Genomic DNA, 17,002 nt, shown 5'->3' on the forward strand with positions numbered 1-17,002 from the left:
AAGGGCTGATGTATGAGTAGAATTGAAAAAGCAATGGAAAAAGCGGCTCAACTCAGAGAGGGTATTGTCTCTCCTCCTGGGGAACGAAAACAGGCATATCATAGTAAGTCGACGATACATATCCCGCCAACTATGGGGACTGAGCAAAAAATTATTTCCGACAGTCCTTATCTCGTTAATCTGAATGATCCTCTCTCCTCCACCGCAGAAGAATTTCGGAAGTTGAAATCAGTGCTGGTGAAGATGACCAAAGGCGAGGGGTTTTTCAAAAACACGCTCATGGTCACCAGTGCCGTGCCGCACGAAGGGAAAACCCTCACCGCCCTAAATTTAGCTATTAGCTTGGCCCAGGAGTTTGATCATACCGTTTTGTTGGTGGATGCCGATCTACGACGACCGGCAGTCCAGAGCTATCTCAATATGAACTGGAAGGTTGGGTTCTCCGACTGTCTTCTGGGCGAGACCGATATTGGTGAAACAATCATCGGTACAGGGATAGGCAAGCTTTCAGTAATCCCGGCGGGGCGTTCAGTTCCTAATCCGGTTGAACTCTTTACTTCCCAGAGAATGCGGGGCTTTATTGAGGAGATGAAATATCGGTATCATGATCGTTATATCATATTTGATACCCCACCAATCCTTCCTTTTGCAGAAACCCGCTCACTGGCACATCTGGTTGACGGGGTCCTGTTTGTTGTCAAAGAACGTCTTGCCTCGCAGGAGAATATTAAAGAAGCGGTTGAGTCATTAAAAGGCTGTGAACTGTTGGGAATGGTTTATAACGACGCCATGCTCGACCGCCATGATGAGCGTTATTCCTATTACCGGGAATACGCTGCCAAAGCGTCGTAAGGAAACTACCCGAGTGTGGAGTATGTATGTACGAAACATTTTATAATTTGCGCGTTAAACCATTTGAATTAGTCCCTGACCCAAAGTTTATCTACCTGAGTAAGTCCCATAAAAAGGCCCTCACTTTTTTAGATTATGGTATCAGGGAACGAGCAGGCTTCATTTTACTTACCGGTGAAGTTGGGTCGGGTAAGACGACTATAATTAGGGATTTGCTCAATAAGCGTTATGAACAACTGGTTCTTGCAAAGGTCTTTAACACGCGAGTTACCTCGGAACAATTGCTGGCAATGATCAATGATGACTTTGGCCTGCAAACACAGAACAAGGATAAGGTGACCCTGATCAGGGACCTGAACGAATTCCTGGTTGAACAGTACGCGCGCGGCAACCACCCGATTCTGATCATCGATGAAGCACAGAATCTTGCGGAGGAACTACTGGAGGAGGTCCGAATGCTCTCGAATTTGGAAACCTCTGACTGTAAGCTGCTGCAAATCATCCTGGTAGGGCAGCCGGAACTGAGAACAATCCTCTCTGCCCCCAGCCTACGTCAATTGCGACAGCGGATCAGTATTAACTGCCATCTGCAATCGTTGAACCGCCAGGAAACGGAGCGTTACATAATGCATCGTCTTGAGGTGGCGGGAAACGCTTTGGCAGTGGAATTTCCATTCGAATCGCTGGATGTCGTCTTCCGCTATAGTAAGGGAATCCCGCGCCTGATCAACATAATCTGCGATTTTCTGATGCTTTCCGCCTTTGCGGAGGAAATGAGAGTGATTCCTGTCGAAATGGTGCGGGAGGTCATAGGTGATCTGGATTTCGATAACCATTTCTGGTCAGCGACTGTCACGGTGCCGCCGGGAGGTCAACCGGCTGATGCTGGTGCTTGCCTGCAACGATCTGCGGAGGGATCGCTGAACCAGGACGTCAGCGACATGTTGACCGACATTTCCCGGCGAATGGATGCTCTTGAGAACAATCTCGGCGGCAGCCAGGTCCAAACCGTACTCAATGAGTTTCAGGACCGTTTTACCCAGCTCCAGAACAATGTCACCTCGCATATGGCAAAATCGGACTCCCAAATATTCAGCCTTCTTAGAAAGCTGGATGAAATTGCCGTACCGAACAAAAGTGAAATCCCAACGGATATATCGCATGAATCCACTAACGTAGGTTTTGTCCGTAGGGTCTTCGGCGGCGATCCCTTCAGCAGGAGAAAGTAATGAATAGTTTCTTTCAGGCGGGAATGATGCGTTTGCTGATGGTGACGAGCCTCCTCGGCATCGGTCTGTTGGCAGGGGCTGTCGAGCAAGCCTGCGCCGCTGAAATGGAGTTCAAACCTTCCTTGTCGGTCAGCGAAGAAGTCAATGACAACATCTACGAGACCTCTTCCAACAAACAGACGGATTATATTACCCGTGTAATGCCCGGAGCGACATTTCATTATCTGGCTCCCTTTTGGAATTGGGATGCGGATTATACGTTCGAATACCGAAAGTACGCCCAAAAGAGTCAAAGTGACCAATACAATCATAGTGCGAACTTGAAGGGAAACATATCATTACTGAACAATTTCCTGTTTCTCGATGTCGCTGACACGTATCACCGTGTGTCACTCGATGTTGCCCGTGACGTGACCACGGAGAGCAGTCTTTTTCTCAATCAAACCGACCAGAACATTGCAACCGTTTCCCCCTATCTCCAGTGGCGGCTGGGGGAAAAGAGCACACTCAAAACCGGCTACCGTTATATCGACACGCGTTACTGGGGGGAGGGCATCGAAAAACGCGAACATGGCGCGTTTGCTGAACTTAAACATGAGTTGTCGTCAAAGTTCAGCCTTTCAGCGGGATATGACTACTCACGGAACAAAACAACGCCATTCAGCTACGATACTCATGATGTATATGGTGGATTTAACTATCAATATGCCGATAAGTCTTCCATTTTTGGCAAAATTGGTAATACCTGGCAAATGTTCAATAATGGTGTGAACGTGAGGTTCTTGTTCTGGGACGCTGGGATCATCCATGATTTCGGCATTGCCGTGGCAACGCTTGAATCGAGTGTTCAAACAACCGAGGACCCGTTGGCGGTTTCGACCAAAACAACGAATTACATCGGCAAGCTCGATAAGGTTCTGCAGCGTGGTGCCGTTGGTTTTTCCAGTACGTACACAGAGTATGAAGATACCCAAACCGGAGTAAACAGCCAGCGCAAGCTCTCTTTTTCTGGAAATGGCCGGTACGAGGTCATGGAAAGCCTAATTGCCAGCCTTGTTGTGACTGCCGATCGTTACTACCAAGAGAGTACGGTGACTGACTTTCGATATCACCTGAACGCAACGAGTGGGCTCAGTTATAGTTTTAACCGCGATTTCATGGTCAGCCTGAACTACACATATGAAACCTTCCGTAATGACTTGAACGACGCAACTGGTGCAAGAGAGATCAATCGCGGCATTATCGAGCTGAAAAAAGCCTGGTAGCGACCCATTCATCCGTTCCGGTCGTGGGTCCCGATTCATCGATGGTACTGTTCTGAACATAAACAGGGGGAGTGACATGAAAATTTTGATCACGGGAAATATGGGATATGTGGGGCCCTCGGTCACCAAGCAATTGCGGTCCACATACCCCAGAGCCCACTTGATAGGGGTCGATGCGGGTTATTTTGCCGGGTGCTCAATCCCCCAGGATACGGTTCCCGAGTTGCGGCTCGATCAGCAATATTTTGCCGATGTACGGCAATTTCCCGAAGCCGCCCTGGAAGGCGTTGATGCAATCATTCATCTTGCGGCAATCTCAAATGACCCAATGGGTAATTTGTACGAATCGGTGACCATGGATATCAACCATCGTGCAAGCGTCGATTTGGCGATCAAGGCGAAAAAGTCAGGTGTCAAAGCCTTTATCTTTGCTTCGAGCTGCAGCATGTACGGTTCAGCCGAAGGGAGCGCCAAAACCGAGAACGACACCTTGAACCCCCTCACGGCCTATGCCCGTTCCAAAGTTTTCACGGAAAGGGATTTACGCCAACAGGCTGGAGACGGGTTCATGGTAACCTGTCTTCGCTTTTCCACAGCCTGCGGCCTGAGCGAAAGGCTGCGGCTGGATCTGGTTCTTAACGATTTTGTCGCCGGGGCAATTTCCTCGAAACAGATATCCATTCTTAGTGATGGTACCCCATGGCGGCCTTTGATTAACGTCAAGGACATGGCAAGGGCCTTCGAATGGGCGGTTAGCCGGAATCCTTCATTGGGGGATTTCTTCGCGGTCAATATCGGATGCGAACAGGGCAATTACCAGGTCAGGCAGTTGGCCGAGGCGGTGGCAAGAGTACTACCTGGGGTGACTGTCCAGGTTAACGAAAATGCCCAGCCGGACAAGCGTTCCTATCGGGTAAATTTTGATCTGTTCAGGCAGGTCGCCCCCAATCACCAACCGATGTATGACTTGGAGGCATCCATCCGCGAATTAAAGGAGGGATTGCTTGCCATGAACTTCAAGGACGAAAACTTCCGCAGTTCGCCTTTTATGCGCCTTGTTCAACTGAACCACCTTCGTGAAAAAGGATTTTTGGACGCTACACTTCGATGGAGTCCACAGATTTAGGGTTTTGCCGTACATAACATAATGATCTTGCCGGACAATTCCGGGTCTGAAAAAGGAGTTTTAGTAATGCAGACTGAAAGCAAATGCCTGTTCTGCGGTGAAAATCTCCACTATACGTTTGTTGATCTGGGTATGTCGCCTTTGTGTGAAAGCTATGTCAGCTCGGAGCAATTGAACAGGATGGAACCGTTTTATCCTCTCCACGTCCGGGTTTGCGGCAACTGCTTTCTGGTACAACTGGAAGAATATGTGGACCCGCAGAACATTTTTACTGAGTATGCCTATTTTTCATCCTATTCGAGCGACTGGCTGAAACATGCCGAGAACTATGTGGAAATGGCTACCGACAGGTTCGGGCTCGATCAGTCCTCCTTGGTTGTTGAGGTGGCCAGCAATGACGGTTATCTCTTACAGTATTGCGTCGCACGGGGCATTCCGGCGCTCGGCATCGAACCGGCCCGCAATGTGGCGGAGGTGGCGATACAAAAGGGCGTGCCGACGCGGGTGGAATTTTTTGGCGAGCAGACGGCGCGCCTTCTGGCCGCAGAGGGAAAATCAGCCGACCTTCTCCTGGGGAACAATGTGCTTGCCCAGGTGCCGGACATCAACGATTTTGTGAAGGGGTTGAAGATCCTGCTCAAGCCCGAGGGCGTCATCACCATAGAGTTCCCCCACCTCATGCGGCTCATGGAGGAAAATCAGTTCGACACCATCTACCACGAGCATTTTTTCTACTTTTCATTCATTACCGCGGAAAAGATCTTTGCCGCCCACGGGCTGACCCTGTTTGATGTGGAAGAGTTGCCCACCCACGGCGGCTCCCTCAGGATATTTGCCCGACACACCGAGAATGTTTCCCGCGAGGTATCCCCGCGGGTCCATGAACTCCGGGCGCGCGAGGTCGCTTCCGGGATCCCCCGGCTTGATTCGTACGGGGATTTTGCGGAAAAGGTCAAGGAAACCAAGCGTAAACTGCTTCAATTCCTGATTTCCGCCCGACGGGAAGGGAAAAGTGTCGCCGGCTATGGCGCCCCCGGCAAGGGAAACACGCTCCTCAATTACTGCGGCATCCGTACCGATTTCCTTGATTACACAGTGGACCGCAATCCCTACAAACAGGGGAAGTTCCTGCCCGGGACCCATATCCCGATATATGATCCTGAGAAGATCATGGAAACGAAGCCGGACTACCTTTTGATCCTCCCCTGGAATTTCAAGGAAGAAATAATGGAGCAGAACAACTATATCAGGGAGTGGGGGGGCAAGTTTGTCATACCCATTCCCGAAGTAAAGGTCTTTCCATGATCTTTACTCCCGTTGAATTAGCTGGTGCCTGGGTTATAGAACCTGAGAGGTTGCAGGACGAGCGCGGTTTTTTTGCCCGCACGTTCTGCCAGAGGGAGTTTGAGGCCAAGGGAATGAAGCCCCAGATTGCCCAGTGCAATATTTCTTTTAATCATCGCAAGGGTACGGTACGCGGGATGCACTACCAGGAACCTTCCGGTGAAGCCAAGCTGGTCCGTTGCACCAGGGGGGCTGTTTACGACGTCATCATAGACCTCCGCCCCGGGTCGCCTACCTACAGGAAACATTTTGGTGTCGTGCTTTCCGAAGAAAACAGATGCATGCTTTATATTCCCGAGCTGTTTGCCCATGGCTTCCAGACCATGGAGGAGAATACCGAGGTTTTTTACCAGATGTCCGAGTTTTATATCCCGGACAACGCCAAAGGGGTGCGCTGGGATGATCCGGCCTTCGCGATTCAATGGCCTTGCGATATTTCCGTGATTTCCGAACGCGACAGAACGTACCCGAACTTTTCGCCATGAACGGACAGGGCCTTCATCATACACCCGAAGCAAAATCGATAGGTGCCGAGGCTTACCGTCTGGTTGCCGAATTGTATCCCATTTGCAGGAGCATAACCGGCAACGGGGTTCGCGACTCTCTCGGGATTCTATCGCAACGCATCCCTCTGCAGATCAGGGAAGTGCCCACGGGAACCCCTGTGTTCGACTGGACGGTGCCAAAAGAATGGAATATTAAAGATGCGTATGTGAAGGATCCCCATGGCAAGAAGATCATAGACTTCAAAGACTCCAACCTTCATGTGGTCAATTACAGCATACCGGTTCATGAGACAATTCCGCTGGATCAATTGAAAGAACATCTCCACACCCTGAGCGATCATCCCGACTGGATACAGTACAAAACATCCTACTATAAGGAGAGCTGGGGGTTCTGTCTCAGCCATCGGCAATTCCTGACTCTGGGAGAGGGCGATTACGAGGTATTCATCGATTCGGAGCTTGAAGAGGGACATTTGACATACGGGGAGCTGTTCATCCCCGGTCAGCTGCAGGATGAGATCCTTATTTCCTGCCACATTTGCCATCCCTCGCTGTGTAATGACAATTTATCGGGGGTGAGCCTGGCAACACTGCTGGGAGAGCGTTTGCTCGCGCAGCCGAATCATTATTCCTATCGCATCATTTTCATACCCGGCACGATCGGGGCAATTACCTGGCTGGCGCTGAACCGGGAGGCCGTTGCACGGATCAGGCATGGGCTGGTGATCTCCGGGGTTGGTGACTCTGGTGGCTTCTCCTACAAAAAAAGCCGTCGCGGCAACGCGCAGATAGACCGTGCCTTTGCTCATATTCTGAAACATTCCGGGCATGAGTTTGCACTACATGATTTTTCACCCTACGGCTATGATGAGCGTCAGTATTGCTCCCCCGGTTTCAATCTGCCGGTAGGCCGACTCTCCCGTACCCCATTCAGAGAATATCCCGAGTATCACACCTCCGCAGACAACCTCGCTTTTATTTCGCCGGAAAAGCTCGGAGAGACTTTTGGCGTTGTCTGGGACGTTCTCCGCCTCCTGGAAAATAATGGCTTGTATATGACGCAAAATCCTTATTGTGAGCCTCAACTGGGCAAACGGGGGCTCTATGACACTATTGGCGACAATGAGATGGCAATGCTCTGGGTGCTCAATCTATCCGATGGCGAACATACCTTGCTGGACATAGCCGAAGAATCGGGTTTGAGTTTTGATCGTGTACATCAGGCGGCTGAACTTCTCGTCGAGCATTCACTTATTTGTGAAACATGATGAATTTCAGGTGACGATCAATGCAACACGCACCTGAGCTGTTATAATGACGGCAATAAAAAATTAACTGCTAGGACATGCACATGAATTTCGACAATTCGGACAAACTCAGATCGAAGGCACACGCACTTATTCCGGGTGGCTGTCACACGTATGCAAAAGGTGATGATCAGTACCCCGTACATTCACCAGGTTTCATATCCAAGGGGGAGGGGTGCCGGGTCTGGGACCTGGATGGCAATGAGTTCATCGAATACGGGATGGGGCTGAGGGCCGTGACGTTGGGCCATGCATATCCATCAGTCGTCGATGCTGCCTACCGGCAGATGCTGCTCGGCAACAATTATACCCGTCCATCGGCGATCGAGGTCGAGTGCGCGGAAATGATGGTTGAGCTCATCGACGCCGCTGACATGGTCAAGTTCGCGAAAAATGGTTCGGATGCGACAACAGCGGCAGCCCGGCTTTCTCGCGCGTATACGGGGAGGGACTTGATAGCAGTCTGTCAGGACCACCCGTTTTTTTCGGTCGATGACTGGTTTATCGGTTCAACGCCAATGGCTGCCGGCATTCCTGAAGCGATCAGAAATCTTACCGTCAAATTCAAGTACAACGACATTTCGAGTGTCGTTTCCCTGTTTGATGAATATCCGGGCCAGATTGCCTGCCTTTTTCTTGAAGCAGCAACCTCGGTCGAGCCTGAGGAGGGTTTTCTGAATGAAGTCAGGAAGCTCTGTACCAAGCATGGTACTGTTCTGATTCTCGATGAAATGATAACCGGATTTCGCTGGCATCTCAAGGGAGCGCAGAACTACTATGGGGTGAAGCCCGATTTGTCCACGTTTGGAAAGGCAATGGGCAATGGTTTTTCCATAGCCGCTCTGGCCGGCAAACGGGAGATCATGGATCTCGGCGGGATCACCCATGACAAGGAAAGGGTTTTCCTGCTCTCGACAACGCAAGGTGCCGAAAATCATGCCTTGGCCGCCACTTTGGCAACTATCAAGGTGTACAGGGAGCATAACGTCATTGAACATTTGTGGACGTTTGGGGATGTCCTGCGTCAAAGAGTCAATGAAATCATCGCATCTCTGAAACTGGAAGATTATTTTCAGCTTCTAGGCCAACCCTGTAACCTTGTGTATGCCACAAAGGACCAGGAAAAAAATCCTTCCCAGGAGTTCAGGGCCCTGTTTCTTCAGGAGACCATCAGGAACGGTCTGCTCATGCCCTCGCTGGTCATTAGCTATTCTCACCGGGAAAAGGATATTGAACAGACCGTCCAGGGCATTGGCGAAGCGTTGCATATATACCGGAAGGCCCTGGATGAGGGCGTAGAGAAATATCTGATTGGCAGGCCGCTCAAGCCGGTTTTCAGAAAATACAACTGACTCCTGACTCAAACAGGGTAGGTACGTTAAGATAATGCGAAATTCGACCGTTAAAATTGGCCTCCTTAGTCCCTGCGGTTGGGGAAACCTTGGGGATGCGGCAATCCAGGAGGCTATGATTCATCACATCAAACGTCGGATACCCGACGCGGAGATCTGCGGTTTTACTCTGAATCCCGAGGACACCCGGAAGCGGCACAATATACCGACATACCCCATCTCATCCTTTTCCACAAACGGCTATCACATTTCACAGGAAGCCGGCCATAACTCTTTTCAGCCAGGTGAGTCTTCAGCAACCCTGCAGCATTTTTGCGTTGCCATGATAAAAAAAATTCCTTTTCTGTATAACTTTGCCAAATTCATACAGCATAAGGCGGAAGACGCCGGAGCCATTCTAAGATTGATAATCAGGGAATGCGCTCATTTCAGCCGATCAGTGAGGATACTGAAAGGTTTCCAACTACTCATAGTATCGGGCGGGGGGCAGCTCGATGATTTCTGGGGCGGGCCATGGGGGCAGCCGTATGCATTGCTGAAATGGGCCTTGATCGCCAGGTTGACACGCACGAGATTTGTTTTCATGAGTGTGGGGACATCATCCCTTGACTTCCGTCTGAGTCGCCGTTTTATCAAGGGGGCGCTTAGCCTTGCGTATTATCGGTCTTTTCGGGACGAGGTTTCCAAAGAGCGCTTGCAGAACATCGCCATAACGCACAATGATCGTGTATTGCCGGATTTGGCATACAGCCTGCCGCTTGATGCGTATCGAAAGAAATGCAACCGGCCTTCCAAAAGACCAATCGTTGCCGTAAGTCCCATATCATATTGTGATCCGCGTACGTGGCCCAGGCAAGATCAGGAACTGTATGACGATTACATCCTCAGGCTTGCCAATTTCGTTGCCTGGTTGCTTAATTCAGACTATGAAATACTTTTATTCGCATCCACCGCATCGGACCTGTCAACAATTGATGATGTCAGGAACGTGCTCGCCTCTCTGCACGTAAGAGGGGAGGGTTGTTTGCAGCCGGGTATCCCGGAAATCACCGTTCGCGATCTTCTCACACAACTGTCCGGAGTCGATTTTGTGGTAGCGAGCAGGCTGCATGGTGTTATTTTGTCACACATGCTCAATCTTCCGGTTCTGGCATTATCCCACGATCCGAAAGTTGATATTCATATGGCAAATAATGGCCAGAAAGATTTCTGCCTGAATATCGAAGAATTCAATGCTGATACCATATCTGAAGCCTTTGCCAGAATAGTTTCAAGCGAAGAAGCAATTAAAGGGGTATTGCGTGATAAAACATCCATGTACACCGCCCTGCTTGATGAACAATACGACCTTGTCTTCAGGCATGCTGCGTACTAACTCTTGTCTTTAATATACTATGTCACGAAACATGCAAAGTTATGAGCAATAATAACTCAGAATATACAGATGAACCTTTTGTCAGCGTTGTAACACCATTTTACAATGCCGAACAGTACCTTTCGGAATGTATAGAGAGTGTATTAAACCAGAACTATAATAATTTTGAATATGTTCTTGTCGATAATTGCAGCAGCGATGGATCGCTTGAAATTGCACGCAACTTTGAAAGCATGGACCCCAGAATCAGGATTGTGAAAAATGAAATATTTCTGCAGCAAGTGCAAAATTACAACCATGCGTTGAAGCAGATATCGGAACAGAGCAGGTATTGCAAAATCGTGCAGGCAGATGATTGGATTTTCCCGGATTGTATCAGGGAAATGGTTTCAGTAGCAGAATCCGACCCTGCTGTGGGAATTGTTGGTGCTTACCGCCTGGACGACTGCAGAGTGAATTGTGACGGATTGCCATATCCAGAAACGATATTCTCGGGGAGAGATATTTGTAGAAAATCCTTACTTGAAGATTTCTTTGTATTCGGGTCGGCAACGTCGATATTGCTGCGATCCGATATTGTGAGAAGCCGCAGTCCATTTTATAAAGAGAATTGTCCGCATGAAGATACGGAATCATGCTATGAGATTCTTTACGATAATAATTTCGGTTTTGTTCATAAAGTTCTCACATTTACCCGTAGAGAAAACGAATCGTTGACGTCGCGTATCAGGAAATTTGATCCCTTCTATCTGGTTGATAAATTAATAACAGTTGTCAAATTTGGCAAACTGTATCTGGATGGACCGGAATATATAAAATGTCTTGAAAATGTGGAATATAGATACTATCAGTTTCTCGGCACCTATTTCATGACATCGTCATGGCGAGATTATTACGACTACCACAGTAATAACCTTAAAAGCATTGATTATAAAATAAATTTATTTAAGCTTATGAAGTACAGAATCATATATTTGCTTAAAAATATGTTTAATGTCAGATTACTGATTTTAAAGTTGAAATAATATTCATATTCTTTCAGTTGATTTTTGGGGCAAAAATTTAACTTTAATATCAATAAGTTATAAAGATGTTAAAATATATTATGTGATTGTTTTTATATGGGATGTGGTATACAATTTCAAGCATTAAACTTTCAACTAGCTTATTTCATTTGCAAAAACATTGCGAAGTGATCCGGCAATCACCTTGGGAGATTGTTTTTAATAACACATGCCAGGCCATGCCGAGCACTTATGGGTTAATAAATGGATATTTCGGTTATCTTGGCAACATATAATAGAAATACTATTCTAACTAAGACATTGGATAGTTTTTGTAATTTAAATGTACAAGGCATTAACTGGGAATTAATCGTAGTTGATAATGCCAATGATGATAAAGTATTGAATCTGGTAAAAAGCTACACCGGCAGGCTCCCGATACTCTATTTGCCTGAAGAACGTAAAGGCAAAAACTATGCTTTAAATACGGCCATCGGAATAGCAAAAGGCGAGCTGTATGTCTTTACCGATGATGACGTTATTGCTGACAGCAACTGGCTGATGGAAATGTGGGGGGGGGCGCGGAGATGGTCTGAGTATTCTGTTTTCGGAGGAAGGATTTTGCCTGATTTTCCTTCCGGAAATATACCTATTTCGGACAAACATCCTTTTTTCAATGGCGCGTATGTCGTTGCCGATTGGAATATTGCCGAGGGCCCCTATGAGGCGCACCGCGTGTGGGGACCCAACATGGCAATCCGGGCCAATCTTTTTGCCGAGAACCGGAGATTCAATACGGGTATAGGCCCATGCGGGAAGGACTATATTTCAGGGAGTGAAACGGAGTTTACCATCAGGGTGGAAAAGGAAGGCTATCATTCGATATTCCTGCCCAACAGCTTGGTTTATCACCAGATTCGCCCTGAGCAGCTTGAAGTGCAATGGTTATATGGAAGAGCGTATCGATTGGGCAGGAGCCATGCGAAAATCGGCGAAAAGCCGAATGTACCTTTCCTCTTCAACGCTCCCAGATACCTCGTCAGGTCGTTTGTGGAAACGGCAGTAAAGCGAATCATCAATTTTTTCAATACGTCCGCAAGGATTGATGCTGGAATTGACTTCTGGATGATCAAAGGCGAGATCGATCAGTATCGAAACGATTCCGGTCCGCGTAGTGCCAATACCCGGTAACTGTAACGGAAAGACGGTTCATGGATATTTCTAATATTATCAAGTACAAAGATCTCTTCTACATGATTTCCTGGAGAGAAATCAAAGTAAAATACAAGCAGTCTTTTATGGGGATCCTCTGGGCCCTGTTCATGCCGATCATTATCATATCTGCCGGTATTCTCGTGAAATACAGCATGTCAAAGGTTGCCGGCACGCAATTCTCTTATAATGAAATTGCCAGTGTATCCATAAAAGCTATTCCTTGGTCATTTTTTGTTTCATCAATTAGGTTTTCAACAAACAGCCTGACTTCAAATTTCAGTTTAGTAACGAAAATAAAATTTCCCAAGATAATATTTCCCCTGAGCTCGGTATTTTCTCAATTAATCGATTTCGTCATTGCTGCATCTTTCATGGTTATATTCCTGTTGATCCTGGGATACGGTTTTAGCGCAAAAAGTTTATTTGCCATAGTATTGCTGGTAATATTAATAGTTTATACGATTGGTTTGAGTATCTTGTTATCGGCCGCAAATTTATTTTTCAGGGATGTCAAGTATATAGTGGAAGTTGTACTGACATTCGCCATTTTCTTCACTCCTGTTTTCTACGAAGTAAAGTTATTTGGGGCATGGGATAAGTTGTTACTTTTAAACCCCATTTCACCAATCCTGGAATGCTTGAACGGATGTTTGGTTATGGATCAGTTTTTGTATATGGAATGGGTTGCTTATAGTGCGGTTTTTTCTTTTCTCTTGCTACTGTTGTCAATAAAAATATTCAATAAAGTTGAACCCATGTTCGCAGAATACATATAACCGGAAACGCTCTATGTCACAAACAGCCATATCTTTTGATAATGTCTCGAAAAAATTCAAGAGGGGTGAAATGTATGATTCATTGCGCGATTTCATCCCCGCCCTGGTTAAACAGGCTTTTAAAAAAACAGAGAGCGACCTGCTGGCAAGCAGCGAATTTTGGGCTTTGCGGAATATCTCCTTTTCTGTGGCGCAAGGTGAGTCAGTCGGCATAATTGGCCACAACGGCGCCGGCAAAAGTACGATGCTGAAACACCTCAACGGCATAATGAAGCCAACTGGCGGCACCATAACGGTAAACGGGAAATTATCCGCGCTCATCGAAATTGGTGCCGGGTTCCACCCCGACCTGTCCGGGCGTGAGAATATATTCCTGAATGGAACCATCCTCGGTATGTCGCGCGCGGAAATCAGAAGAAAGTTTGACGAAATAGTCGATTTTTCGGGACTCGAAGAATTTATCGACACGCCGGTCAAACGCTATTCATCCGGTATGCATGCCCGTCTCGGTTTTTCTGTGGCCGTGCATCTTGAGCCGGATATTCTTGTCGTGGACGAGGTCTTGAGCGTCGGCGATTACGTTTTTCAAAAAAAGGGCCTTGATAAGATGCACTCCATTCTGAAAGGAGGTGCAACCGTGCTTTTCGTTTCGCATAATCTGCGCGCAGTTTCCGATTTATGCGACCGTTCGTTGCTCCTTGACCATGGCAGGGTTCTGCTGGATGGGCCTACTCATGAAGTAATTGATTGTTATTACAAAAGTGATCCCTATAAAAAAATGGGTGAAGATAGTAAAGATGTTATATTAGAAAATATAGTAATTTATGGAGAAAACGGAGAGCAGAGTCAGTTTTACGAAAAAGACAAGCTAAGATTGGAAATCAGCGTAAAAGGCATAAAAAAAGTCGATAAAATAGCTGTATGCATTTATTTGCAGGATGATAATTACTATCTTATTTTTGATACATCAACAGAAAGACTCACTAAAAGCAGTTTTACAATAAATGAAAATGAAATTATGAAGCATGTATTTGAACTTGAACTGAATCTTGGCCCAGGAACATATCATGTCGGTGCGTTGATATATCGTTATGACATACAGAAAACCTATGATTCACTTTTTCCTGCCAAAACAATTTTTGTGAAATCGGATAGGGATGCACGTGGAGCTGCCAATTTGTACCCTGTCTTGGTAGAAGGACCGTAACATGGATAATGTGTGGTACTGAAGATGAGCAAACTGCTTGAAGAACAGGTCCCGAGCCTAAAAGACCAGGCAGATTGGTGGGATTCCTGGAATTTGAAGCATCGGACGGGCACTCTTGAGGTCCTTGATGAGGCTACCATCAGGAGAGGGACAAAAGTACTCGAATTTTGCAAATCATTGCCTTCCGTTCAGCGTACCATATGTGAAATCGGTTGCGGGACCGGTTGGCTGTGTGAACGGCTTTTTGAATTTGGTTCCGTAACGGGTGTGGACTTATCTTCGCGGGCGATTGAATCTGCACGATTTCGGCTTCCTGGAGCTACGTTTATTGCCGGAGATTTCTTTGATATTTCTTTGCCGGTTGAATCGTTCGACATTGTGATAGCCTTAGAAACGATTTCCTATGTGAACGATCAGTCGCAATTTTTTTCCAAGCTGGCTTCACTGGTCAAGCCGCATGGCTATGTGATTATCACTTCGGTCAATAAATTCGTCTTTGAACGGAGAGATGATGTCAAACCACCAGGGGCGGGACAAATCAGAAAATGGCTTTCAAAACAGGATATCTTGAACTTATTTAAAGCGGATTTCAAAATTATCTCTGTGGATACGGTTTTGCCATGCGGTAACCGGGGAATACTGAGAGTGACAAATTCATATAAAATAAACAAGATCCTGGAAGTTTTTTTCCCGCCTGCAAGGATCGAAGCTTTTAAGGAAAGCTTGGGACTGGGACAGTCGATAGTGATTGTAGCTCAGAAAAGGCCGTCTCATAATAAATAGTATTCATACGTGATAACAGAAGGGGTTATTATGAAAGTCGTTCTGTTCTGTGGTGGTATGGGCATGAGGTTGCGTGACTATTCGGAGACCATTCCCAAGCCCATGGTCTGCGTCGGCCATCGGCCGATTCTCTGGAATGTCATGAAATACTACGCCCACTTCGGGCATACTGAATTCATCCTGTGTCTTGGATACCGGGCAGATTCCATCAAGAACTACTTCCTCAATTACACGGAATGCCTCTCCAACGATTTTACTCTCACCAATGGCGGCAAAGACCTCCATCTCTACCATAATGACATCTCGGACTGGACCATAACCTTTGCCGATACCGGCATCACGACCAATATTGGACAGCGCTTGCGGGCTGTTCAGAAATATCTGGGCGATGACGAGGTGTTCCTGGCGAACTACAGCGACGGTCTAACGGATTTTCATCTTCCCACAATGATCGACTTTTTTACCGAATCGCAGAAAACGGCCTGTTTTATGAGCGTAAGGCCAAACCAAAGCTTTCATATCGTCAATGTCGCGGAGAGTGGTCTTGTTAATTCAATTACCGGATTGGAGCGTTCGGACATCTGGGTAAATGGCGGCTACTTTATCCTGCGCCGGAATATATTTGATTATATCAAGGACGGCGATGAATTGGTGAATGAGCCTTTCCGGCGCCTGATCGATAAAAAAGAGCTGCTCACCTACCGCTACGACGGGTTTTGGATGAGCATGGACACCTTTAAAGACAAACAGCACCTGGATGACCTGTATGCCAAGGGCACTACCCCCTGGGAGGTCTGGTCAACGGTTGGAGCTTAGTGTCCCGTGCGGTTAGTTCGTACTCGTCATTCCGGCTCTTTGTCCGCTGCCGTCGTTGCAGCTCCTTGATGTAGACCGTGCTACACCTACGTCGCCGCGCCTTGGCACCGGCCAAAATAGCTCGGAATTACTTCCTACGACTAACCGCACGGGGCACTAGGTTTTTTTGAAAGGAATTCGGGGTAATGTTACCTTTGCATTTTACAAAAAAACATGACGCGTTGAAAATCCTTTGCCTGGGTGCCCATTGCGACGACATCGAAATAGGGTGCGGCGGAACCATTCTCAAACTGCGCGAAGAGTTCCCCGATGCAACGATACAATGGATAGTCTTCAGCGGCACCGCAATCAGGTCACAGGAGTTCCGGGCATCGGCAGAATGTTTCCTGGACCCTGAAAATGCCTCGAAATGCAGGAACTATGATTTTAGGGATGGTTTTTTCCCCAGTTCATGGAAAGAGATAAAGGAGTGCTTTGAGCAGATAAAACACGAAGTCGATCCGGATGTTATTTTCACCCACTATAGGGAGGATCTCCACCAGGACCATCGGATCATTTCCGAACTGACCTGGAACACGTTTCGTAACCATCTCGTCTTTGAATATGAAATCCCGAAGTTTGACGGTGATCTGGGAAAACCGAATTTTTATTCAGTGCTGTCTGAGGCTACCTGCACCAGAAAGCTTGACCATATTTTGGAAAACTATGCCAGCCAATCCAATAAAAGCTGGTTTACTCGGGATCTGTTTATGGCCATTCTCCGCTTGCGGGGGATGGAAGTGAACTCTCCTTCGAAGCTTTCCGAAGCGTTCCATGTCAGGAAGATGGTAGTGTAATTCATATTG

General features: G+C 47.2%; 16 protein-coding genes. All 16 read left to right on the top strand.

Translation table 11 applies throughout. The features are described from left to right. The first annotated feature begins 12 nt into the window (after nucleotides 1–12). The 16 genes from LDN12_RS07125 to LDN12_RS07200 all read left to right on the top strand — a co-directional run bounded on the left by LDN12_RS07125 (nucleotide 13) and on the right by LDN12_RS07200 (nucleotide 16,993). The gene (locus tag LDN12_RS07125; protein ID WP_223921983.1) at nucleotides 13–852 is read left to right on the top strand and encodes an XrtA-associated tyrosine autokinase; all 840 of its coding nucleotides are present in this window, start codon (nucleotides 13–15) and stop codon (nucleotides 850–852) included. A gap of 26 nt (nucleotides 853–878) precedes the next feature. Further along, complete coding sequence (locus LDN12_RS07130; RefSeq protein WP_223921984.1) at nucleotides 879–2,081, top strand: XrtA/PEP-CTERM system-associated ATPase; 1,203 nt, start codon at nucleotides 879–881, stop codon at nucleotides 2,079–2,081. Beyond that, nucleotides 2,081–3,346 (top strand): TIGR03016 family PEP-CTERM system-associated outer membrane protein, encoded by a 1,266-nt coding sequence (locus tag LDN12_RS07135; protein WP_223921985.1) that lies wholly within the window; start codon nucleotides 2,081–2,083, stop codon nucleotides 3,344–3,346. The genes LDN12_RS07130 and LDN12_RS07135 overlap by 1 nt, the downstream gene beginning before the upstream one ends. A 76-nt stretch (nucleotides 3,347–3,422) precedes the next feature. Further along, the gene (locus LDN12_RS07140) at nucleotides 3,423–4,472 is read left to right on the top strand and encodes an NAD(P)-dependent oxidoreductase (protein WP_223921986.1); all 1,050 of its coding nucleotides are present in this window, start codon (nucleotides 3,423–3,425) and stop codon (nucleotides 4,470–4,472) included. A 66-nt stretch (nucleotides 4,473–4,538) separates the two neighbouring features. Continuing rightward, a complete protein-coding gene (locus LDN12_RS07145) occupies nucleotides 4,539–5,777 on the top strand; it encodes a class I SAM-dependent methyltransferase (protein WP_223921987.1) in 1,239 nt (412 codons plus the stop codon). Beyond that, nucleotides 5,774–6,301: a dTDP-4-dehydrorhamnose 3,5-epimerase gene (gene rfbC, locus LDN12_RS07150; RefSeq protein WP_223921988.1), complete on the top strand. Its 528-nt coding sequence runs from the start codon at nucleotides 5,774–5,776 to the stop codon at nucleotides 6,299–6,301. Before LDN12_RS07145 ends, rfbC begins: the two co-directional genes overlap by 4 nt. Further along, nucleotides 6,298–7,590, top strand: a complete 1,293-nt coding sequence (locus LDN12_RS07155) for a DUF4910 domain-containing protein (RefSeq protein WP_223921989.1) — start codon at nucleotides 6,298–6,300, stop codon at nucleotides 7,588–7,590. The genes rfbC and LDN12_RS07155 overlap by 4 nt, the downstream gene beginning before the upstream one ends. Before the next feature lie 77 nt (nucleotides 7,591–7,667). Beyond that, entirely contained in the window at nucleotides 7,668–8,981 is a 1,314-nt protein-coding gene (locus tag LDN12_RS07160; RefSeq protein ID WP_374045039.1) for a glutamate-1-semialdehyde 2,1-aminomutase, read from the top strand. Between the two features lie 34 nt (nucleotides 8,982–9,015). Further along, complete coding sequence (locus tag LDN12_RS07165; RefSeq protein WP_223921991.1) at nucleotides 9,016–10,356, top strand: polysaccharide pyruvyl transferase family protein; 1,341 nt, start codon at nucleotides 9,016–9,018, stop codon at nucleotides 10,354–10,356. A 41-nt stretch (nucleotides 10,357–10,397) separates the two neighbouring features. Continuing rightward, on the top strand, nucleotides 10,398–11,381 hold the full coding sequence (locus LDN12_RS07170; protein ID WP_223921992.1) for a glycosyltransferase family 2 protein: 984 nt from the start codon (nucleotides 10,398–10,400) through the stop codon (nucleotides 11,379–11,381). Nucleotides 11,382–11,624: 243 nt separating this feature from the next. After that, nucleotides 11,625–12,551, top strand: a complete 927-nt coding sequence (locus tag LDN12_RS07175) for a glycosyltransferase family 2 protein (protein WP_223921993.1) — start codon at nucleotides 11,625–11,627, stop codon at nucleotides 12,549–12,551. Nucleotides 12,552–12,571: 20 nt separating this feature from the next. Then, nucleotides 12,572–13,351 carry an ABC transporter permease gene (locus LDN12_RS07180; RefSeq protein ID WP_223921994.1) on the top strand — a complete coding sequence of 260 codons (780 nt, stop codon included), beginning with the start codon at nucleotides 12,572–12,574 and terminating at the stop codon, nucleotides 13,349–13,351. 13 nt (nucleotides 13,352–13,364) lie between these two features. Continuing rightward, a complete protein-coding gene (locus tag LDN12_RS07185) occupies nucleotides 13,365–14,558 on the top strand; it encodes an ABC transporter ATP-binding protein (protein WP_223921995.1) in 1,194 nt (397 codons plus the stop codon). 12 nt (nucleotides 14,559–14,570) lie between these two features. Beyond that, entirely contained in the window at nucleotides 14,571–15,341 is a 771-nt protein-coding gene (locus LDN12_RS07190) for a bifunctional 2-polyprenyl-6-hydroxyphenol methylase/3-demethylubiquinol 3-O-methyltransferase UbiG (protein ID WP_223921996.1), read from the top strand. A 30-nt stretch (nucleotides 15,342–15,371) separates the two neighbouring features. Beyond that, nucleotides 15,372–16,157 carry a sugar phosphate nucleotidyltransferase gene (locus tag LDN12_RS07195; protein ID WP_223921997.1) on the top strand — a complete coding sequence of 262 codons (786 nt, stop codon included), beginning with the start codon at nucleotides 15,372–15,374 and terminating at the stop codon, nucleotides 16,155–16,157. A gap of 185 nt (nucleotides 16,158–16,342) precedes the next feature. Continuing rightward, nucleotides 16,343–16,993, top strand: a complete 651-nt coding sequence (locus tag LDN12_RS07200) for a PIG-L deacetylase family protein (RefSeq protein ID WP_223921998.1) — start codon at nucleotides 16,343–16,345, stop codon at nucleotides 16,991–16,993. Nucleotides 16,994–17,002: the final 9 nt, after the last annotated feature.

Origin of the sequence: Geobacter sp. AOG2, from assembly GCF_019972295.1 — a bacterium.
GTDB lineage: Bacteria > Desulfobacterota > Desulfuromonadia > Geobacterales > Pseudopelobacteraceae > Oryzomonas.